This window comes from Mariniflexile sp. HNIBRBA6329 (genome assembly GCF_043558645.1).
Lineage (GTDB): Bacteria > Bacteroidota > Bacteroidia > Flavobacteriales > Flavobacteriaceae > Mariniflexile.
In genome coordinates, this window is record NZ_JBIFXS010000002.1 from 423,384 (window position 1) to 445,434 (window position 22,051).

The 22,051-nt window shown below is 34.5% G+C and carries 14 protein-coding genes; 13 read left to right on the forward strand and 1 reads right to left on the reverse strand.

Features of this window, described 5'->3' with window-relative positions; all coding sequences use genetic code 11:
• The first annotated feature begins 12 nt into the window (after positions 1-12).
• The 13 genes from ACGK9U_RS04475 (at position 13) to ACGK9U_RS04535 (ending at position 21,284) form a co-directional block, all read left to right on the forward strand.
• Positions 13-1,686, forward strand: coding sequence for a DUF4957 domain-containing protein (locus tag ACGK9U_RS04475; RefSeq protein WP_394465161.1), 1,674 nt, complete (start codon positions 13-15; stop codon positions 1,684-1,686).
• Positions 1,687-1,784: 98 nt separating this feature from the next.
• Positions 1,785-3,287, forward strand: coding sequence for a polysaccharide lyase family 1 protein (locus ACGK9U_RS04480; RefSeq protein ID WP_394465162.1), 1,503 nt, complete (start codon positions 1,785-1,787; stop codon positions 3,285-3,287).
• 20 nt (positions 3,288-3,307) lie between these two features.
• Positions 3,308-5,545, forward strand: a complete 2,238-nt coding sequence (locus ACGK9U_RS04485) for a pectinesterase family protein (RefSeq protein ID WP_394465163.1) — start codon at positions 3,308-3,310, stop codon at positions 5,543-5,545.
• A 114-nt stretch (positions 5,546-5,659) separates the two neighbouring features.
• Positions 5,660-7,093 carry a glycoside hydrolase family 28 protein gene (locus ACGK9U_RS04490; RefSeq protein ID WP_394465164.1) on the forward strand — a complete coding sequence of 478 codons (1,434 nt, stop codon included), beginning with the start codon at positions 5,660-5,662 and terminating at the stop codon, positions 7,091-7,093.
• 22 nt (positions 7,094-7,115) lie between these two features.
• The gene (locus tag ACGK9U_RS04495; protein WP_394465165.1) at positions 7,116-8,120 is read left to right on the forward strand and encodes a DUF4861 family protein; all 1,005 of its coding nucleotides are present in this window, start codon (positions 7,116-7,118) and stop codon (positions 8,118-8,120) included.
• A 13-nt stretch (positions 8,121-8,133) separates the two neighbouring features.
• Positions 8,134-9,375 carry a glycoside hydrolase family 105 protein gene (locus ACGK9U_RS04500; RefSeq protein WP_394465166.1) on the forward strand — a complete coding sequence of 414 codons (1,242 nt, stop codon included), beginning with the start codon at positions 8,134-8,136 and terminating at the stop codon, positions 9,373-9,375.
• A gap of 87 nt (positions 9,376-9,462) precedes the next feature.
• Positions 9,463-11,091, forward strand: coding sequence for a glycoside hydrolase 43 family protein (locus ACGK9U_RS04505; RefSeq protein WP_394465167.1), 1,629 nt, complete (start codon positions 9,463-9,465; stop codon positions 11,089-11,091).
• Positions 11,092-11,099: 8 nt separating this feature from the next.
• Positions 11,100-13,730: a glycoside hydrolase family 3 C-terminal domain-containing protein gene (locus ACGK9U_RS04510; protein ID WP_394465168.1), complete on the forward strand. Its 2,631-nt coding sequence runs from the start codon at positions 11,100-11,102 to the stop codon at positions 13,728-13,730.
• Positions 13,731-13,736: 6 nt separating this feature from the next.
• Positions 13,737-15,434 carry a glycoside hydrolase family 28 protein gene (locus tag ACGK9U_RS04515; RefSeq protein WP_394465169.1) on the forward strand — a complete coding sequence of 566 codons (1,698 nt, stop codon included), beginning with the start codon at positions 13,737-13,739 and terminating at the stop codon, positions 15,432-15,434.
• A gap of 3 nt (positions 15,435-15,437) precedes the next feature.
• Positions 15,438-16,346, forward strand: a complete 909-nt coding sequence (locus ACGK9U_RS04520) for an alpha/beta hydrolase (protein WP_394465170.1) — start codon at positions 15,438-15,440, stop codon at positions 16,344-16,346.
• On the forward strand, positions 16,316-19,549 hold the full coding sequence (locus ACGK9U_RS04525; protein ID WP_394465171.1) for a glycosyl hydrolase family 95 catalytic domain-containing protein: 3,234 nt from the start codon (positions 16,316-16,318) through the stop codon (positions 19,547-19,549). The genes ACGK9U_RS04520 and ACGK9U_RS04525 overlap by 31 nt, the downstream gene beginning before the upstream one ends.
• A gap of 3 nt (positions 19,550-19,552) precedes the next feature.
• Positions 19,553-20,518, forward strand: coding sequence for an alpha/beta hydrolase fold domain-containing protein (locus ACGK9U_RS04530; protein WP_394465172.1), 966 nt, complete (start codon positions 19,553-19,555; stop codon positions 20,516-20,518).
• On the forward strand, positions 20,508-21,284 hold the full coding sequence (locus ACGK9U_RS04535) for a rhamnogalacturonan acetylesterase (RefSeq protein ID WP_394465173.1): 777 nt from the start codon (positions 20,508-20,510) through the stop codon (positions 21,282-21,284). Before ACGK9U_RS04530 ends, ACGK9U_RS04535 begins: the two co-directional genes overlap by 11 nt.
• Positions 21,285-21,345: 61 nt before the next feature.
• Here ACGK9U_RS04535 and ACGK9U_RS04540 read toward each other — a convergent pair whose 3' ends face one another.
• On the reverse strand, positions 21,346-21,945 hold the full coding sequence (locus tag ACGK9U_RS04540; protein WP_394465174.1) for an RNA polymerase sigma factor: 600 nt from the start codon (positions 21,943-21,945) through the stop codon (positions 21,346-21,348).
• Positions 21,946-22,051: the final 106 nt, after the last annotated feature.

The following is a 22,051-nucleotide window of genomic DNA, read 5'->3' on the forward strand; positions in this document are numbered from 1 at the left end:
ATACTTATAGATATGAAAAGTAAGAGTAATATTTTTAATCTGAGAACAGTATTGTTTTTATGCTTGATCGTTACCATGTTTAACGCTTGTGATAAAGACGATGATGCAACATACGACAAAACCCGTTTGTTTCGCCCCGTTCTCAACCAACCACTATTTGCAGAAGGTAATACCATTATTGTAAATATGGGAAAACTGAAGGGTGCTGTTGGTTATACCTTAGAAGTAAGTAGAGATACTTTTAACACTATTGAATACACCATTGAAACCGACACTAATTACGTTGAAATAAACGAAAACACCGTTGGAGAAGAATTATTTTGGAATACAAGATATCAAGTAAGAGCAACTGCCCACGAAGCAAATGCTGAATTTGATAGTAGAGTTTCCGATTTAGGTGGTGTTAGGACCCAAACATTTCCAAGTATTCTATTTTCACCTAAATCATGGGATGTTATAGATGTTGCTGCAAGAGTAACTTGGCAACCCGCTGGACAAATTGTAACTGGCATGAAAGTATTTGCTTCAACCGACTTAAGGCTTACAACACCTTTGTTTCCTGAAACACCGGTGACACCTGAAGAGTTTGCTGCTGGCGAAGCATTTGTTACAGGTTTACAACCTGATACAGCATACCAAATTGCTATTTATAGCGGAACAGAACTTAGAGGTTGGGTAAATTATAAAACTAAAGTAGCCGATATAGACCCAAATGGCCCAGGCGTAATAGATATTAGAGCTGATGAAAGTGCTTCTGCGGTAAGTAACGCAGTATCATCTGCACCAGATGGAGCTATCATATTAGTAAAAAGAGGTATCGTTTACGATCTACCTTCTTCAGCACTTAATAAATCAATTACTATTAGAGCAGCATACGGCTTTGGAGAAAAAAGAGCAGAATTGCACACTACTGGCAACTGGAACATTGCTTCCGGTGCAACCATAGACCATATTCGTTTCATCGACTTAGAAATAAAAGGCGAAGATAACAATGGAGATTATGTATTTAATCCATCAAGTGGAAACACCAATGTTAATGAAGTACTATTTGATAATTGTGAGATAGGGACCTTGCGTGGTGTTATGAGATTGAGAGGTGATAATGCTGTTATAGGCACTTTTGAAATTAGAAACTCGCTTGTATTTGATATTGGAGGATATGGTATTTTTACTTGTGATACCGACCCTAATACTCCAACTACAGCAAGAGTAAATAATTTTAAATTTGTAAATAGCACATTTAATAAAATCACTATAGGAATTGTAAGTAGAACACCTTCTCAATCTGTAATTATAGAGAGTTGTACTATTGCAAATATCAATACTATTTTCCGTTATAGAGGTGGTGCTGGTAATAATGATGTAGCCAATGGTATTGAAATTAAGAATACTATTTTCGGACATAATTGGGATCCAACTGGAACAAAAACAGGTGCTGACCTTGCTGTTGTTGGAACAGAAAGTGGCGGTTTAGGAGGAACAAATTTTACTGTTCAAAACACCTATACAACTACAGATTTCCTTTTTGTAACAGGAAAAGAAATTGCTGCTATTCCAATTGGAAATGCAGGAACTTCACAATCTGGATTGTGGGCTGATCCTGAAAACAATAACTTTAACATTGTAAATTCCTCATTTGTAGCTAGATCTACTTCTGGCGATCCAAGATGGCGAGTTAAATTATAATTAAATATGGTTAAGTTTTTCTTAACCATTAAAAAGGATATCTAAAAAGACTTAAAAAGCTATTTTAGGTATCCTTTTTTATTAATATAAAAAAAGACATGAAACTATATTTTCAAACACTATTTATATTTGTATGCGTTTTTTATTCATGCAGCAGCTCCTCTCCAAAGGATGATGATTCCGAAGAAGTTGTAATTGTCGATCCTGAACCGGAACCAGACCCTGATCCTGAAGATAAACCCACTCAAGTTACTGAAGAAGCCTATGCTTTTCCTGGTGCTGAAGGATTTGGAAGAAACACGACGGGAGGTCGAGGTGGTAAAGTATTATTTGTTACCAATCTTAACGATTATGGGACAGGTAGTTTAAGAGACGCTGTAAACACATCTGGTGCACGTTATATTATATTTAAAGTCTCAGGAACCATTAGGCTTCTATCTGAATTAAAAATAAATAATGGTAATGTTACTATTGCAGGTCAAACGGCACCTGGCGATGGTATCTGTTTAAAAAACTACCCCGTTACCATAAATGCAGATAATGTAATTATTCGCTTCCTTAGATTTAGAATGGGTGATGAAGCCCAACAAGAGGGCGATGCTATTGGAGGCCGTTTTCATAAAAACATCATCATCGATCATTGCTCGATGAGTTGGTCTACCGATGAAACCGTTTCTATATACAACAATGAAAACACAACATTGCAATGGTGTTTTATTACCGAAAGTTTACGCAATTCCGTTCATGGTAAAGGGGCACATGGTTATGGCGGTATTTGGGGTGGTAAAAAGGCATCATTCCATCATAATTTATTAGCGCATCATGATAGCAGAAATCCACGTTTAGGCGAAGCTGCTGGTTCTTCATTTGCTCTAACCGATTTAGTAGATCTAAGAAACAATGTTATTTATAACTGGCAAGGAAATAGTGCTTACGGAGGTGAAGCCATGAATGTAAACATTGTAAATTGTTATTACAAACCTGGTCCAGCTACAACAAAGACTACACGTATTATGTCTATCGACAAAAACAAAAATGTTGGTACCGAAGTTTATGATATTTGGGGTAAATTCTATATTGATGGTAACCATGTTGAAGGTAGCACTCAAACCACAAATGACAATTGGACTTACGGCGTATTTAATCAATTTCATGGTAGCTATGGCACCGTTTCAGAAGAAGATAAAGCAGCAATTCGTCAGTCTGAACCTCATAACATAAACAATAATATTAACACGCATACTGCCGTAGTAGCTTATGATAAAGTGCTTGCTTACGGAGGCGCATCATATAAACGCGATGCAATAGATTTAAGAATTGTAAACGAAGTTACAAACAAAACTTATACCTACGAGGGATCAAACGGCAGTACAAAAGGTATTATCGATACACAAAGTGATGTTGGAGGTTGGCCTACTTTAAATTCAGAAACACCACCAGTTGACACTTCTGGTGACGGTATGCCTGATGCTTGGAAAATAGAAAAAAAACTAAAAGTAGCTGACAACAACCCAAACGGACATGATTTAAGTACTGGTTATGAAAACATAGAAGTTTACATTAATAGTTTAGTCGCTTCAATTACCGAAAACCAAAAATAATAAAAACTTAAAATACCATAATGTTTAATAAAATTTACTTTATAGTTGCTACCCTCCTATTTGGCTTCCATATAAATAATGCCCAACAATTAGCCTTTCCAACTGCGGAAGGCTTTGGACAATATACTACTGGAGGAAGAGGTGGTTTGGTATATAAAGTAACCAATTTAAATGATGATGGTGAAGGCAGTTTAAGAAAGGGTATTCTTAAAAGTGATGCTAGAATTATTGTTTTTGATGTTTCTGGAACTATCGAACTTCTAAGAAATTTAGACATCAATAAAGGCGATTTAACTATTTTAGGACAGACGGCACCTGGTGAAGGTATTACCATTAAAGGCTATCCCGTAACCATAAAAGCCAACAATGTAATTATTCGCTACCTAAGATTCAGAATGGGAGATACGCATGGTGTTGAAGGCGATGCTTTGGGTTGTAGAAATACCAATAATGTTATTATAGACCACTGCTCTATTAGTTGGGGAACAGATGAAAACGCTTCATTTTACAACAACAAAAACTTTACGCTCCAATGGTGTATCATTTCTGAAGCTTTAAATAGGTCTGTTCATAAAAAAGGGGCACATGGCTATGGTGGTATTTGGGGCGGAGTTAATGCATCCTTTCATCATAATTTAATTGCAAGCAATAATAGCAGGAATCCTAGATTTAGCGGTTCTTCTACCACCGAAAACTCTGAAAATGAATTTGTTGATTTTAGAAACAATGTCATCTATAATTGGGGAGAAAACAGCATTTATGGTGGCGAAAAAGGCACATACAACATAGTAAATAACTACTTTAAATCAGGTACAGCTACAACTTCATCAAAGTTAAACCGCATTGTTAATCCATCAGAACCTTATGGCAAATTTTATGTAGATGGTAATTTTGTAAACGGTTACGATGCCATTACCAAAAACAATTGGAATGGCGGTGTACAATGTGATAATCCTGAAGCAACTAAATTAAATTCACCTATAAACATTTTAGAAAACATAAAAACATCAAATGCTATTAATGCCTATAATGAAGTTCTTAAAAACGCCGGAGCAAACCTTTTTAGGGATGCTGTTGATGTTAGAATTATACACAACACCAAAGAAGGTAGTGCCAATTACAAAAACGGCATTATAGATTCTCAGGAAAATGTTGGAGGATGGCCAATTTTAAAATCTGAAAATTCAAAAAATGATTTAGATGAAGATGGTGTGCCTGACGATTGGGAAAAAGAAGCTAAACTAGACCCAAAAACAAACGACGCTCATTTAAACACCCTAGATAAAACCTACACAAATATTGAAGTGTACAGTAACTCATTAGTCAATACACTTTTTAAAAAAAAAGTAGTTAACGGTGAATTTTATGATTTTATTATAGACTCCAAAGGTTCTGGCGATTTCACAACGGTTCAAGAAGCCATTAATGCCATACCGGATTTTAGAAAAAATGAAACTAAAATCTTCATTAAAAACGGTATTTATAAAGAAAAATTAGTGCTTCCAGCATCAAAAACCAATGTAACTTTTATTGGTGAAGATAAAAATAACACCGTTTTAACCTATGATGATTTTGCTCAAAAACAAAACAAGTTTGGTGAAGAAATGGGAACAACCGGCTCCACCTCCTTTTTTATTTTTGGTGATGGTTTTAAAGCGAAAAACATTACTTTCGAAAACAGCGCAGGCCCTATTGGACAAGCAGTAGCTGTTCGTATTGATGGTGATAAGGTTATATTTGAAAACTGTAGATTCTTAGGAAACCAAGACACCTTGTATCTTCATGGAGATAATAGCAGACAATATTACAAAGACTGTTATATTGAAGGTACGGTCGATTTTATATTTGGTTGGTCTACGGGCTTTTTCGAAAACTGCGAAATATTCTGTAAAAATGCTGGATATATAACTGCAGCTTCAACCAATAAAAACACTGAATTTGGATTTGTTTTCAAAAACTGTAAACTAACCGGTAGTGCTTCAGATAATACATTTTACCTAGGTCGTCCTTGGCGTGATCATGCTAAAACCGTTTGGATAGATTGTTATATGGAGAAACATATAAAACCAGAAGGGTGGCATAATTGGGGAAAACCAAATGCTGAACAAACCACATTTTATGCAGAGTACAATTCTTCAGGTCCAGGAGCATCCAATACAAGAGTAGGTTGGGCTAAAAAATTATCGGAAGAAGAAACTAAAACATTTTCATTAGAAAATGTTTTAAAAGGAACGGACAACTGGATTCCTAAATTATAATTTTATAAAATTCAGTTATATTTTCTTAAAAAAAAGATAATACTCTAAATATATTATGCCAATAATTACATCTTTAGTATTTTTATACAATCGATTACAACTAAATAATAATTCATGAAACTTACCACACCTTCTTTCGCATATTCAATAATATGCTTATCACTATTTTCTTTAATCTTTAGTTCATGTAAAATTAAAGGAAAGGACAAGGAAAAAACAGAAACAGACGTTTTTAGTAAAGCTGATGAAATAATCAGTTCCATTAAGGTTTTAGAATTTCCGGACAACACATTTAATATTTTAGATTTTGGCGCTTTAGCAGATGGTGAAACCAATAATTCTGAAGCTATAAAGAAAGCCATTGCTACTTGTAACAAAGCTGGTGGTGGTAAGGTAATAATTCCTTCAGGAAAATTTTTAACAGGCCCTATTCATCTTAAAAGTAATGTGAATTTACATTTAGAAGAAGGTGCTGAAGTTCTATTTTCTAAAAATGCAAAAGATTATTTACCAGTTGTGCATACCTCTTATGAAGGTCAGGAATTAATGAATTATTCCCCTTTAATATATGCCTACAAACAGAATAATATTGCAGTTACTGGTAAAGGTACTTTTAACGGTCAAGCAGGAACTACCAATTGGTGGCCTTGGTGTGGTGCCGAAAGATATGGACATTTAAAAGACACCCCTCAGCAAAAAGACGACCATAACCTACCTCGTTTGTGGGAAATGGCAGAAAACAATACACCTGTTTCTGAACGTATTTTTGGTGAAGGACATCAACTTCGCCCACTTTTCATTCAACCCTTTGAATGCGAAAATGTATTGATACAAGGTGTTACATTTACCAATGCGCCTTTTTGGGTCATCCACCCCATTAAATGTAATTATGTGAGAGTGGAAGGCGTTACCGTAAGTAGTCATGGCCCTAATAACGATGGTTGCGACCCTGAATACTCAAAAAACGTGCATATTAATAAATGCACTTTTGATACAGGTGATGATTGTATCGCTATTAAATCGGGCAGAAATAATGATGGCAGACGCGTAAACATCCCAAGTGAAAATATTGTAGTAGAAAATTGCGATATGAAAGATGGCCACGGTGGTGTTGTAATGGGCAGCGAAATATCAGCAGGTGTTAGAAATGTGTATGTTAGAAATTGTAAAATGGATAGTCCAGAGTTAGATCGTGCTATTAGAATTAAAACAAATACCTTAAGAGGTGGTTTTGTTGAAAACGTGTATGTGAAAAATATTGAAGTAGGGCAAGTTAAAGAATCTGTTTTAAGAATTAATCTCTACTACGCTATTTATGGCCCCCAAGAAGGTGATTTTATGCCCGTAGTTAAAAACATACACTTACAAGATATTAATGTTGAAAATGGTGGTAAATATGGTGTACTTATAAAAGGAAGACCACAAAGTTTCGTTAAAAACGTTACTCTAACTAACGTTCATATTAAAAATGCAGAAACAGATTTATCTGTTGAAAACTCAGAACCAATCATATTCAAAAACACTACCATAAACGGAAAACAATATTAAATTAGTTAACAAATCATTTCTTATGAAAAAAGTAGCATTCCTATCAATTGTCTTATTAGGTATATTTTCATGTAAATCAAACCAAAAAAGCAATAACAACAACGTGGTTAATGATACAAAAACACCTTCTAAAACCTATGCTGAAATTTCTATTGCCCAAGGTGGAGAATGGGTTGATGGTTCTAGAGGACACAAAGAATACAATGCTGGAACGTCTTTTAAAAACATAAATTCACTTCAAGTGCCAAAAGAACATACCGATCATTCTTGGTTTATACGTTATGAAGGCCCAGGTTGGGAAAATAGCCAAATAGGTTACCGTTTGTATCTGGACTGGAGAAATGCTATTGACATCTATGGCAAAAAAGTAGATTCTTTGGTATTGCCTTACGTAGGGCAAGATGGATTTGACTCCTACCATGAACCAGCACCTTGGGGACAAGATATTTTAAAAGCTGGAAAATCTATGGGTATTGGTGGCTACGGTCGCATAGTGAACGATACGGTTGTTCATTTTCAAACCGTAAAAAACACTTTTGCTAAAATCGAAAATTCTGAAAAAAGTTCTTCTGTAAACATAACTTATGAAGAATGGAAAACAGGTAATGAGACCATCAATTTAAATTCAAAACTTACTATTTATCCTCAAGACAGATTTACAAAAGCAGAGCTAACACCTTCAAAAGAAGTTACAGGTATTTGCACGGGTATTGTAATAGCAAAAGACATTCCTTTAAATAAAAAAGAAGGTGCAAAATGGGCATATATTGCTACTTATGGTAAACAAACATTAGTAAGTCCTCCTGATAATTTAGGAATGGCCCTATTTTACAAATTAGATGAAGTAGCCGAACAAAAACAAGGAAAATATGACCACTTAGTTATATTTAAACCATCAACTAAGACCTTAACCTATTATTTTTTAGGTGCATGGGAACAAGAACTAAACGGGATTACAAATGAAGCTGATTTTATTGCAGATCTAAATAAAAAATTACAAATATTAGATAACACAAACGCACTTTAATTTTATTAATAATATGAAAACTCAAACTAAATATATCGCCATTTTTGCTATTGCTATAGGTCTATCTACTACAGCATGCAAAAATGCAAAGAAAGAAAACACAAAAGAAACTGCATCTGTAGAAAAAATAGTTCCTGAAAATTTAAAATGGTCCGAACGTATGATGCTTTCTGAAATTGAACGATTCCCAGAAGCTACAAAACTTGATTTTTCAGAAAAACCACGTTGGACATATACGCCTGGGTTGGTTTTGTCTGCTTGTATAAAAGTTTATGAGCAAACCAAGAACCAAAAATACTACGATTACATATATGAGTATGCCAATACGCTAATTGATAGTGCCGGTAACATTGAAACCTATAAACTATCAAACCAAAACCTAGACATGATTAAGTCTGGTGACGTTTTGCTGTACTTATATCCAAAAACTAAAGAAGAACGTTTTCTTAAAGCAATGGAAACTTTAAACAGCCAATTAGAATCACAACCAAAAACATCCGATGGTGGTTATTGGCATAAAAAAGTTTATCCATTCCAAATGTGGTTGGATGGTTTATATATGGCAGAACCTTTTCATGCTCGCTATGCTAAGGAATATATTGACAATGAAGCTGCAAGGCAAAAAATATATGATGATGTGGTACATCAATTCGACCTGATTCAAAAACACAGTCGGGATGAAAAATCTGGTTTACTTTACCATGGTTGGGATGAAAGCAAAGAACAAAAATGGGCCAATAAAGAAACGGGAAATTCACAACATTTTTGGTCTAGAGGTATGGGTTGGTACGGAATGGCTATGGTAGATGTTCTGGATTTTTTACCAGAAAATCACCCAGGACGTGAAAAAATCATTAAATATTTGAACCAATATGCCGAAGCTGTAACAAATGTACAAGATGAGTCTGGTTTATGGTGGCAAGTTTTAGACCAAGGTAACAGAGAAGGAAACTATTTAGAAGCTACAGGAACTTCAATGTTCACTTACACTTTTGCTAAAGGTGTACGTAAAGGCTATTTACCAGAAAAATATTTAGACGTTGCCAATAAAGCCTACAATGCCCTTATAAAAGATTTAGTTTCAGTTGAAGAAAATGGTGTTGTAAATCTAAACCAATGTTGTGCTGTTGCTGGCTTGGGCGGAAACCCTTATAGAGATGGTTCTTATGAATATTACATTAACGAAACCATCCGTTCCAACGACCCTAAAGGTACTGGTCCTTTTATAATGGCTAGTCTTGAATTAAACAAATAATTATTTCTTTTCATCAAACATTCGTGATTAGTTCTTTCAAACTTAAGATTAGCCACAAATGTTTGATTATATAAAAACAACAAACACATGAAGTTTTATTCAATCTTATTTACACTTTTAAGCACTACCCTGCTATTAGCTCAAAACAACAAACCTTATATATCTGATGTTTGGGTAGCCGATAATGGCGATGGCACCTATAAAAATCCAATAATATACTCTGATTATTCAGATCCTGATGTTGTTAGGGTTGGCGATGATTATTATATGACCGCATCCAGCTTTAATGCGGCACCTGCCCTACCCATTTTACACTCAAAAGACATGGTAAACTGGAAATTAATCAACCACGCCTTACCCTTACAAGTACCTTTTGAAACCTTTAATGTGCCTCAACATGGCAATGGTGTTTGGGCACCAAGTATCCGTTATCATAACAATGAAATTTACATTTATTGGGGCGATCCAGATTTTGGGATTTATATGGTAAAAACAAAAGATCCCTTAGGTAAATGGGACGAGCCTATATTGGTTATGGAAGGAAAAGGACTAATAGATGCTTGTCCGCTTTTTGACGATAATGGCGAAGCATACTTAGTACACGCCTATGCTGGTAGTAGAAGAGGTGTTAAAAGTTTATTGACAGTAAATAAAATGAATCCAGAAGGCACTAAAGTTTTAGACCAAGGTATTCATGTATTTGATGGGCATGAAAACCATGAAACCGTTGAAGGTTCTAAATTCTACAAACGCAATGGTTATTACTACATTTTTGCGCCTGCGGGTGGAGTTGCAACTGGCTGGCAACTGATTTTACGCTCTAAAAACATTTATGGGCCTTATGAAGAAAAAGTAGTTTTAGAACAAGGTAGCACAAAAATTAATGGTCCGCATCAGGGTGCTTGGGTAGATACACCAAACGGAGAATCTTGGTTTTATCATTTCCAAGATGTTGATGCCTATGGTAGAATTGTACACTTACAACCCATGAGTTGGAAAAATGATTGGCCAGTAATGGGCAAAGATATAGATGGTAACGGTATTGGCGAACCCGTTATGTCACACAAAAAACCCAACGTTGGAAAAACTTATCCTATTGAAACACCTGTTGAAACCGATAATTTTGATGGTTTTAATATAGGACTTCAGTGGCAATGGAATGCTAATAACGATGTGGTTTGGCATGCTAAATTACCTGGCAATGATTATTTAAGATTGTTTTCTATTAAATCTGTTAAAGACACAGAAAACCTTTGGATGGTTCCAAACCTATTGCTTCAAAAATTTCCTGCACCAAACTTTACCGCCGAAACCAAAATAACATTAGTTCCAGAAGAAGCTAAAAGCGGAAAAACCGCAGGATTAATTATTATGGGAATGGATTATGCTACTTTAAGCATTAGCCATGATGAAAACGGTTATTATATTCAGCAAACCGAAGCCATTAAAGCTATTGATGGTGCCGAAGAAAAAGTAATTAAAAAAGAACGTTTAAAAGGAAATTCAGCATATTTTAAAGTAGAAGTTACAGCGCCCGATGCTATGTGCCAATTCAGTTTTTCTGAAAACGGCAAAAAATTCAATAAAATTGGCAAGCCTTTTAAAGCGCAACCAGGTAAATGGATTGGTGCTAAAGTAGGTTTATTCAGTATCAGCACTCAAGCAGCAAAACGTGGCGGATATGCCGATGTAGACTATTTTAAAGTTACTAAATAATAACTTTCATGAAAAAGATAGGCGTTCTATTAATTTTATCATTGGTGTTTTCATTTAGTTATGGGCAAAATACGTTTCCATTTCAAAACCCAAAATTATCCCAAGAAGAAAGGCTTAACGACTTAATTTCTAGATTAACCACCAAAGAAAAAATTGAGCAACTCATGTCTGATGCTCCAGCAATTGATAAATTGGGAATTCCGAAATATAATTGGTGGAACGAAGCTTTGCATGGCGTTGCTAGATCTGGCTACGCCACTGTTTTCCCACAATCTATTACCATTGCTGCTTCATGGAACACCGATTTGCTATCTCAGGTAGCATCAGTTATTTCAGATGAAACAAGGGCAAAATATCACGAATACATAAGACTTGGTCAACATGATATGTATCAAGGGCTTACCCTTTGGTCTCCAAATATTAACATTTTTAGAGATCCTAGGTGGGGACGAGGCCATGAAACTTATGGCGAAGACCCTTATTTAACCAGCCAATTAGGTCTTCAGTTTGTAAAAGGGTTACAAGGAAATGACTCACTACATTTAAAAACAGTAGCTACAGCAAAACATTTTGCAGTTCATTCTGGACCAGAAGCTTTACGTCACGAGTTTGATGTAACAACTAATACAAAAGATCTTTGGGAAACCTATCTGCCTGCTTTCAGAACCTTGGTTAAAGACGGACAAGTCTATTCTGTAATGACTGCATACAACCGCGTAAATAACAAAGCAGCAAGTGCTAGTGATGAATTATACGATATTTTAAGGAACAAATGGGGGTTTAAAGGCTATGTGGTTTCAGATTGTGGTGCCATTGCTGATATTTGGAAAACCCATAAATTAACCAAAGATGCCTCTTCTGCTTCTGCCCTAGCTTTAAAAGCGGGTTGCGATTTAAATTGTGGGAGCTCCTATAAGTTTCTAAATGATGCTATAAAAGAAGGATTGATAACTGAAAACGACTTAGATGTTTCCTTAAAACGCCTTTTTTTAGCTAGAATGAAATTAGGCATGTTAGATGGTGATTTAAAAACACCTTATTCAGAAATTCCGTTTTCTGTTAATGATAATTCGGCACATTCCAATTTATCTAGAAAAGCAGCTCAAGAAAGTATCGTTTTGTTAAAAAATGAAAACCAACTGTTACCACTTTCAAAAGACATAAAAGCAGTAGCCGTTATTGGCCCAAATGCTGACAATATTATGTCGTTGTGGGGTAATTACAGTGGAATACCGAGTAAACCTGTTACTATTTTAGAAGGCATAAAAAACAAATTAAGTCCAGAGGTTGAGGTGCTATATGCAGAGGGAAGTCCTTTAGCAGACGGGATCCCAACCATGGAAGTGATACCTTCAATATATTTTCGTACCGATAACCATGTCCAAGGCTTAACTGGGCTGTATTACAATAATATTGATTGGGAAGGAGAACCTTTATTTGAAAGAATTGACGATAATATTTCGTTTCAATGGGATATTAATACGCCCGATCCTCGTTTAAAAATGGGACATTATTCCATAAAATGGACAGGATATATACTCCCTCCAAAAACAGGAACCTATTCTTTTAGTGATTGGGGAAAACCGTTTATGGAGTTTTCTATTGAAGACATAAAAGGAGGTGGAAAACACAGTCATCATGCATCATTAAACCCAAAAGAAATTCAACTTGAAGCAGGTAAAAAGTACAAAATTGAAATAAGATATAAAAATTATTATGGCGATGCAACCGCGCAAATGATGTGGAGCAAACCTACAAACAACCAAAAAGAAGAAGCTTTAGAAATAGCAAAAAAAGCAGATGTTGTTATCTTAACTTTAGGTTTAAATGAACGACTTGAAGGTGAGGAAATGAGTATAAAAGTTGATGGTTTTGAAAGAGGAGATCGTACAAAACTAGATTTACCTAAAGCACAAGAAGACCTTATGAAAGCCATAGCCAAAACAGGCAAACCTATAATATTGGTTTTGGTTAACGGCGGAGCTTTAGCAATTAATTGGGCTGATGAAAACCTACCTGCAATAATTTCAGCTGGCTATCCTGGTCAGCAAGGAGGCAATGCCATTGCCGATGTATTATTTGGTGACTATAATCCTGCGGGAAGATTACCTATTACCTATTACAAATCCATCGATCAGTTACCTCCTTTTGAAGATTATAACATGGCAGGAAGAACGTATCGTTATTTAAACCACGAACCGTTGTATCCATTTGGTTATGGATTAAGCTATACCAATTTTAACTATACGAACTTAATAGTGCCCTCTGAAATTGACATTAACAAACCAATAACCGTTTCTGTAACTGTTTCAAATACAGGCAATTTAGATGGTGATGAAGTTGTTCAATTATATATTAAAGATGAAAAAGCTTCTACTACCAGACCAAAGCACCAATTAACTGGTTTTAAAAGAATTAACATCAAAAAAGGAAAAGAAAAAGAAGTTCAATTCACCATTCAACCCAGACAACTTAGTATGATTAATAATAAAAACAAACTAGTTATAGAACCAGGTTGGTTTACAATTTCTGTTGGAGGTGAACAGCCTAACCTATCTAATAAAAATCATGCAAATTCTACCAACTCTATTTCCAAACGTATAAAAATAGTAGGTAAAACTAAACATTTAGAATTTTAATATCACATGAAAACAAAACAATTAAAGTCGATTTTTGCGCTTCTAGTTTTAAGCATTTCAGCATCTATAAATGCTCAAAATAGTAATATAGCTATTAATGAAACTACTATATATGAAGGTGTTGAATTCAACATGCCTAAAGTAAAAACAACCAATTTCCCAAATTATGAAGTAAGCATCACAGATTTTGGGGCTATAAATGGAGGCTTATTCAAAAATACGGATGCCTTTTCAAAAGCAATAGCAGATGTTAATTCTAAAGGCGGTGGTAAAGTTATTGTGCCCCGTGGTATTTGGTTAACCGGCCCTATTACTTTAAAAAGCAATATAAACCTTTATTTAGAAGATGGTGCTTTAATAGTTTTTAGTGATGATTTTGATGATTACCCCATTATAAATACCAGTTTTGAAGGTTTAAATACGGTAAGATGCATATCGCCTATCAATGCTAATAACGTTGAAAACATTGCCATAACGGGCAATGGCATTATTGATGGTAGTGGCGATGCATGGCGTCCTGTAAAAGTTAGTAAAATGACAGATAGCCAATGGAAAAAGCTAGTAAATTCTGGCGGCGTACTTTCAAAAGATAAAAAAATATGGTTTCCTTCCGAAGGTTCCAAAAAAGGGTATGAAAGTAGCACCAACTTTAACGTACCCGATTTAATTACTGATGATGAATTAGCATCTGTTAAAGATTTTCTCCGCCCTGTAATGGTAAGCATTGTAAATAGCAAACGCATTCTTTTAGACGGACCAACCTTTCAAAACTCCCCTGCATGGAACATTCACCCGTTAATGTGTGAAGACATTATTATAAGAAATCTTAAAGTTAGAAACCCTTGGTATTCTCAAAATGGCGATGGTTTGGATTTGGAATCCTGCAAAAACGCACTCGTTTACAATAATACGTTTGATGTTGGTGATGATGCCATGTGTTTTAAATCTGGTAAAGATAAAGATGGCAGAGACAGAGGTATTCCCACCGAAAATGTTATTGTAAAAAACAACATCGTTTATCATGCACACGGTGGTTTTGTGATTGGTAGCGAAATGTCTGGTGGTGTTAAAAATGTTCATGTATCCAATTGTTTGTTTTTAGGTACCGATGTAGGCTTACGTTTTAAAAGCACTCGAGGCAGAGGTGGTATTGTTGAAAACATTTATATTTCAAATATTGATATGATACACATTCCTACAGATGCCATCCGTTTCAATTTATACTATTCTGGTAAAGCGCCTGTTTTAGAAGAAGGTCAAGAATCAGACACTAAAATAGCCGAAGAAAAATTGGTTGAAGTAACCGAAGAAACGCCTTCTTTTAGAAATATCTCTATGAAAAATATTAATGTATCAGATTCTGAAACAGCCATGTTTTTTATGGGATTGCCTGAAATGAACCTAAAAAACATATCTATAGAGAATTCTGTTTTCGAAACAAAAAAAGGCATTACTCTTATTGATTCAGACGACATTACATTGAAAAATGTAAAAATAAAAGCTTCAGATGATTTTGCTTTAACTATTTATAACAGCAAAAACATCAAAGCAAGTGAGTTCAACTTTAAAGAAAGCAAATCAGCAATTAAAGTTTTAGGGCCAAAAACCAGTAATATCCAGTTGGATAAAAAGGATATTTTAAATGAAAAGGAGCAAATCCAAGAAGGTATGGGCTTGGGCAAAAAAGCTATAAAACTTCAATAAATAATGAATAGAAAGGCAGTAATCGCTTTTAGTTTTCTTATGTCTTTGATGCTTTCTGCACAAGATATCATTCCTTTATGGCCAGAAGGAAAAATGCCAAACTCTAAAGGCCTAAACTTGGAACATATTGAAGAACGCGAACGTATTACACAAGTTTCATCCCCAAAAATGCTTGCATATTTCCCTCCAAAGGAAGAACAAAATGGTAGTAGTATTTTAATTTTACCTTCTGGCGGTTATGCCAAATTAACTTATAATTTAGGGGGTATTCAATTAGCTAAATGGTTTAATACTCAGGGCATCACTGCTTTTGTACTTATTTACAGACTGCCCAATTCGCCTGATTTATTAATCCCCGAAAATGGCCCAGTTCAAGATGCTCAAAGAGCCATGAAACTAATTAGAAAGCATGCTTCAAAATGGCAATTAGATGAAAATAAAGTAGGAATTTTTGGTTCTTCTGCAGGAGGCCATTTAGCATCTACCATTGCCACACATCAAACAGATGTATCAAAAATAAAAGATAGCACAGACAGCTACCCCTTTTTACCTAATTTCATGGTTTTAGTGTCTCCAGTAATTAGTTTTGGTGACTATACCCATAAAGGAAGTCTCCAAAATTTTCTAGGAGAAAACCCATCTCCTGAAAAAATTAAAGCATATTCAAACGAGTTTCATGTAACCGAAAACACACCACCAACTATATTGTTCCATGCGCAAAATGACCCTGCTGTAAACGCTATGAATAGCTTACTGTTTTATGAGCAAATGATGAAACATAAGGTTGACGGTTCGCTTCACATTTTCCCCAAAGGTGAGCATAATATTGGTATTTATAATGAATCGTCTTTAACAGACGAATGGAAAAATATCTGTACAAAATGGCTAAAAGAAATGAAAATAACAAAATGAAAAATGGTGTCCAAAAACACAGAATATTAATATTTGCAATCTTAATTACAGCATTTTCAAGCGCACAAAACAATAATGTTTTATGGTATGAACATGCTGCAAATAATTGGAATGAAGCCTTGCCTATTGGTAATGGCAGAATTGGAGGTATGTTATTTGGCGGTGTTGAGAATGATAAAATTCAACTAAACGAAGAAACCGTTTGGGCGGGTGAACCTGGAAATAATGTGCCAAAAGATTATTTCCAAGACATTCAAAATATTAGAAAATTACTTTTTAGTGGCAAGTATGAAGACGCTCAAAGAGTGGCACTTGAAGTTTTTCCAAAAGACACACCTAAAGAAACGAATTACGGTGTACCCTATCAAACCGTTGGAAACTTAAATTTACATTTTCAAAATCATGAAAACCCTTCAAATTACAGACGAGATTTAAATATTGAAAATGCTATATCTACTGTTAGCTATTCAGTAAATGGTGTAAATTATAAAAGAGAATACTTTGTGTCTTTTCCAGATCAAATTATGGTAATTCACTTATCGTCAGATAAACCAAAAAGTTTGAGTTTTGATATTTCTATGGATAGTCCGCAATTAAACCATACTATTTCAGCTAAAAAAGGAATCATTGAACTTAAAGGAACTACGGGAAGTCATGAGAATAAAAAAGGAAAGATCAATTTTACAACTTTGGTTTATCCAAAATTAATCGGAGGAAAACTAACAACAAATAAAGACAATGTTTCTATAAAAAATGCAAACGAAGTTATACTTTTTGTAAGCATCGGAACCAACTTTAAAAACTATAAAGATTTAAGTAATTCGGCAGACAAAATAGCCAAAGCCTTTCTTGACAAAAACAAAGAAAAAACCTTTCCCAACTTAAAAAATATTCATGTAAAAGATTACCAAAACCTATTTAACAGAGTGTCTTTAGAAATAGGAGGTGGTTCAAATAATAATCTACCAACAAACAAAAGGCTCGAAGCTTTTGCTAAAAAAGAAGATTTAGCTTTAGTTTCTCTATACTTTCAATTTGGACGGTACTTATTAATATCAAGCTCAAGACCTGGTGGGCAACCAGCCAACTTACAAGGTATTTGGAACGATAAATTGTCACCACCTTGGGACAGCAAATACACGGTAAATATTAATACTGAAATGAACTATTGGCCAGCCGAAGTAACCAATCTTTCAGAACTACATCAACCATTATTTTCCATGCTAGAAGATTTATCTGAAACCGGAAAATTAAGTGCTCAAAATATGTACCAAGCGCGTGGATGGAACATCCATCACAATACCGATATTTGGCGTATTGCCGGCATTGTGGATGGTGGTTTTTATGGCCTTTGGCCTATGGGTGGTGCATGGCTAAGTCAACATTTATGGCAGCATTATTTATTTACAGGTGATAAAGATTTCTTGACTAAATATTATCCTATTTTAAAATCTGCTGCAGAATTCTATGCAGATGTGCTTCAAGAAGAACCAAAAAATCAATGGTTGGTTGTTGCTCCTTCTATGTCACCCGAAAATAAATATATTGATGGCGTTGGTATAACGTATGGTACCACCATGGATAATCAATTGGTATTCGATGTGTTTAGTAATGTTATCAACGCTTCAAAAGCATTGAATATGGATGCAGACTTTGCAACTTCAGTAGAAGCATTAAGAAAACGATTGCCGCCTATGCAAATAGGAAAACATAACCAATTACAAGAATGGATAGAAGATTGGGACAAAACAGGTGATAAACATAGGCATATTTCACATTTGTACGGTTTATATCCTTCAGCACAAATTTCACCATTTAAAAACCCCAATTTATTTAAAGCTGCAGAACAAACTCTCGAATATAGGGGTGATATATCAACAGGTTGGTCTATGGGTTGGAAAGTGAATTTTTGGGCGCGTATGCTTAAGGGAAATCGAGCTTACCAACTAATAAAAACGCAACTTACTTTAGTTGATGATGGCACCAAATCTGGTGGCACCTACCCTAACCTTTTTGATGCGCATCCTCCGTTTCAAATTGATGGCAATTTTGGGTGTACTGCAGGCATTGCTGAAATGCTTATTCAGTCTCACGACGAAGATTTATTCCTATTGCCCGCTTTACCCGATTCTTGGGAACAAGGCTCTGTTAAAGGTTTAAAAGCCAGAGGCGGTTTTGAAGTAGATTTAGATTGGAATGACAATGCCTTAAAAACCTTTAAAATTAAATCTGAATTAGGTGGAAATTTAAGAGTTAGAACGACTGAAATTTTATTAGATGATAATGGAAAACCTCTAGCGGAAGCTTTGGGTGAAAACGAAAATCCATTTTATCAAAATCCGAAAATAAAAGATCCATTAGTTTCTAATAACGCTAAGATTGATGCTTTAAATCTTCCAAAATATCATTTGTATGATATAAAAACAGAAAAAGGAGGTGTTTATATATTCAAAACAAAGCATCAAAAAGTAACCAAAGTCTATTTAATTGGCGACTCAACCATGGCAGATTATACTGGTGATTATGACCCAGGAAAAGATTATATGAAAACCAGATATCCTGTAACTGGTTGGGGGCAAGTTTTTCAACCGTTTATGGCTAAGGATAGTTTGTATAAATTAGAAAATCTTATAAAAACAGATAGTGTACTTGTTGATGATCGTGCCAGAGGTGGACGCAGTACGCGTACATTCTTTCAAGAAGGCAGATGGCGTTCTGTTTATAAAAATCTTAAAAAAGATGATATTGTTATCATGCAATTTGGCCATAACGACGCAGCCAAAGAAAAAACAGAACGTTACGTAGATATTGAAGGTTACAAAGAATTTTTACGCTTATTTGTTAGCCAAACCAGAGAAAAAGGAGCTACGCCTATTATTTTAACACCGGTAGCAAGAAACTACCCTTGGAAAAACGGTATTTTACATGATGTACATGGCGATTACGACCAAGCACCGAAAGATGTCGCTTTAGAACTAAACGTCATGCTTATAGATTTAAATCAAAAATCTAGAGACTTTTTCACTAAAAAAGGGGAATCTTTTGTTACGGAAAATTATTTTATGAATCTCCCAGAAGGAAAATATGAAGCGTATCCTAAAGGACAAAAAGACAACACACATTTTCAACCAAAAGGTGCAACAGAAGTCGCTAGATTAGTATTTGAAGGACTTAAAGAATTAAGTACCAATATTAAATATTAAAACATGAGGTTTTTTATAAGTTTTTTTAGTTTATTTATTTTTTGTGGGCAAATTATTTTTGCACAAGAGAGGCCTGCATACCCTCCGTACACCATTGAATTAACGTATCAAAAACTCAAAAAAGACCATCCGTTTATTACTCCTATTCAGCCTTTAAAATCTAAAGAAATAAAATATAAAGAGGATGTAGTTTATAAAAAAACAACCACCTCTAAACTAAAATTAGATGTATATCTTCCTAAAGGTAATTGTAAAAAAACCTATCCTGCAGTTTTATTGATTCATGGTGGTGGTTGGCTAACTGGTAGTAAAGAAAATGAGCGTGTTATGGCGCAACATCTAGCTTTAAACGGTTATGTTGGTATATCGGTTTCTTATAGGTTAGGGTTTGAAGCACCGTATCCAGCAGGCGTTATCGATTTAAAAGACGCTATTAGATGGATGCGAAAAAATGCGAAAAAGTATCAAATTAATCCTGATAAAATTGCTGTTTTAGGAGCATCAGCAGGTGCGCAATTAGCTGGACTTTTAGCCGTGACTCCAAACTCATCTTTATATGAACCAAATTCAAAAATTTCAGATGCTGTACAAGCTTACGTAAATGTAGATGGTATTGTATCTTTTATTCACCCAGAAGCTTCTGCAGAATCTAAACCCGGTAAAGTATCAATGGCCGGTATTTGGCTTGATGGTGAAAAAGAAGAAAATTTTAAAAACTGGAAAGAAGCTTCGCCATTAGAATATGTTGATGAACATTCGCCTCCTACCCTTTTTATAAATAGTGCTCAACCTCGTTTTCATGCTGGACGCGATGATATGATTTCAATTTTAAATAAGTATGGCATTTATAACGAAGTACATACCATTCCAGAAACGCCGCATTCCTTTTGGCTAATGCATCCTTGGTTTGAAACTACTCTTAATTATACCGTTAATTTTTTAAATAACGTATTAAAAAATGAAAACTAAATATATTATTCCGTTCATTATTCTAACCTTTTTTTCAACCTTTTTAGTGGCTCAAACTTCCGCGAGTAAAAAACCCAAGATTTACCTAGTTGGCGACTCCACCATGTGTTTATATGATGAAAGTAGGTTTCCACAGGAAGGTTGGGGTATGCCTTTCGCTAATTTTTTTGACGATTCCATAGAAATTGAAAATCATGCAAAAGGTGGCAGAAGTACCAAATCGTTTCTTGATGAAAACCGTTGGCAACCTATAGTTGATTCGCTAAAAACTGGCGATTTTGTATTAATCCAGTTTGGGCATAACGATTCAGCAAATTCTAAAGACCATCCAAACCGTTATGCTTCACCCGAAGATTATAAAAAATATATGGGGAAGTATATTAATGAAACAAGAGCCAAAGACGCTACAATTATTTTAATAACACCCGTTACTCAAAGAAAATATGATTCTAACGGCGAATTAATAAAATCGCATAAGGAATATTGCGATGCGGTTATTGAATTAGGAACAGCGTATAATGTACCTCTTATTGATTTAAACACTAAAAGCCATGAATTGGTCAAAAAAATGGGTCCCGAGTTTTCAAGAAATTTATATATGATTTTTGAACCAAATGAACTACCACGCTTTCCAAAAGGATTTAATGACACTACCCATTTTTCTGAGTTTGGTGCTCGTAAAATGGCTGAATTGGTTTTACAAGGCATTAGAGAGCTAAACTTAGATTTGGTAAATTATGTTGTTAAGCCTTATTTTAAACAGTGATTAATTATTGTTATCTAATTCAAAAAATATCTTAATCAGGGTAGAATATTCTTAATATAAACTAATCTTTAGTTTTTAGGCCTAATTTTGTTTGAACACCAAATAATAAAAATAATATACAACTTGTTTTTTCTCCAACTGTTTTTCGCAGTATTGAAAAAGCTTTTGTTATGTGTGCTTCAACAGATTTAATAGAAACATTTTTATATTCAGCAATTTCAACATTAGTAAGTCCTTCTTGTTTACTTAGTAAAAAGATTTCTTTGCATTTAGGAGGAAGATTTTGTATTTCTGATTTTACCAATTTTATTAATTGTTCCAGAGATTGTTCTTCTTCATCTTCTACGATAGATGAAAGTGCACTTATGTATTTATTCTCTAAAGGAAAAACCGATTTCTGCTTACGGTAATAATCTATAAATTCATTGTATACAGATTTATAAAGAAAACTCTTAATTTCAAAATCTGGTTTAAGGCGTTCGCGCTTTTTCCAAGTTTTAATAAAAACATTCTGCACAATATCTTCTGCTGCATCTTGGTCGTGAACAAGACTATATGTATAAACACATAATTTATGATAATAGGCGTCCATTAAAAAAGTATAGGCTTTAGAATCGCCTATTTTTAACGCTTCAATAAGTTGAGAGTTACTAGAATACATTTTTTAATATATATTAAAACAATAATAAATAGCATGGTTTATTGCGAAAATATAAAAAAAACTTATAAAAAGTTAGGGTATTGAAAAGTTAACACGTATTAATATA

Bases quoted from the DNA above. Each gene is read 5' to 3' on its own strand.
- ACGK9U_RS04475 (WP_394465161.1), top strand. From the start codon at position 13: ATGAAAAGTAAGAGTAATATTTTTAATCTGAGAACAGTATTGTTTTTA.
- ACGK9U_RS04480 (WP_394465162.1), top strand. From the start codon at position 1,785: ATGAAACTATATTTTCAAACACTATTTATATTTGTATGCGTTTTTTAT.
- ACGK9U_RS04485 (WP_394465163.1), top strand. From the start codon at position 3,308: ATGTTTAATAAAATTTACTTTATAGTTGCTACCCTCCTATTTGGCTTC.
- ACGK9U_RS04490 (WP_394465164.1), top strand. From the start codon at position 5,660: ATGAAACTTACCACACCTTCTTTCGCATATTCAATAATATGCTTATCA.
- ACGK9U_RS04495 (WP_394465165.1), top strand. From the start codon at position 7,116: ATGAAAAAAGTAGCATTCCTATCAATTGTCTTATTAGGTATATTTTCA.
- ACGK9U_RS04500 (WP_394465166.1), top strand. From the start codon at position 8,134: ATGAAAACTCAAACTAAATATATCGCCATTTTTGCTATTGCTATAGGT.
- ACGK9U_RS04505 (WP_394465167.1), top strand. From the start codon at position 9,463: ATGAAGTTTTATTCAATCTTATTTACACTTTTAAGCACTACCCTGCTA.
- ACGK9U_RS04510 (WP_394465168.1), top strand. From the start codon at position 11,100: ATGAAAAAGATAGGCGTTCTATTAATTTTATCATTGGTGTTTTCATTT.
- ACGK9U_RS04515 (WP_394465169.1), top strand. From the start codon at position 13,737: ATGAAAACAAAACAATTAAAGTCGATTTTTGCGCTTCTAGTTTTAAGC.
- ACGK9U_RS04520 (WP_394465170.1), top strand. From the start codon at position 15,438: ATGAATAGAAAGGCAGTAATCGCTTTTAGTTTTCTTATGTCTTTGATG.
- ACGK9U_RS04525 (WP_394465171.1), top strand. From the start codon at position 16,316: ATGGCTAAAAGAAATGAAAATAACAAAATGAAAAATGGTGTCCAAAAA.
- ACGK9U_RS04530 (WP_394465172.1), top strand. From the start codon at position 19,553: ATGAGGTTTTTTATAAGTTTTTTTAGTTTATTTATTTTTTGTGGGCAA.
- ACGK9U_RS04535 (WP_394465173.1), top strand. From the start codon at position 20,508: ATGAAAACTAAATATATTATTCCGTTCATTATTCTAACCTTTTTTTCA.
- ACGK9U_RS04540 (WP_394465174.1), bottom strand. From the start codon at position 21,945: ATGTATTCTAGTAACTCTCAACTTATTGAAGCGTTAAAAATAGGCGAT.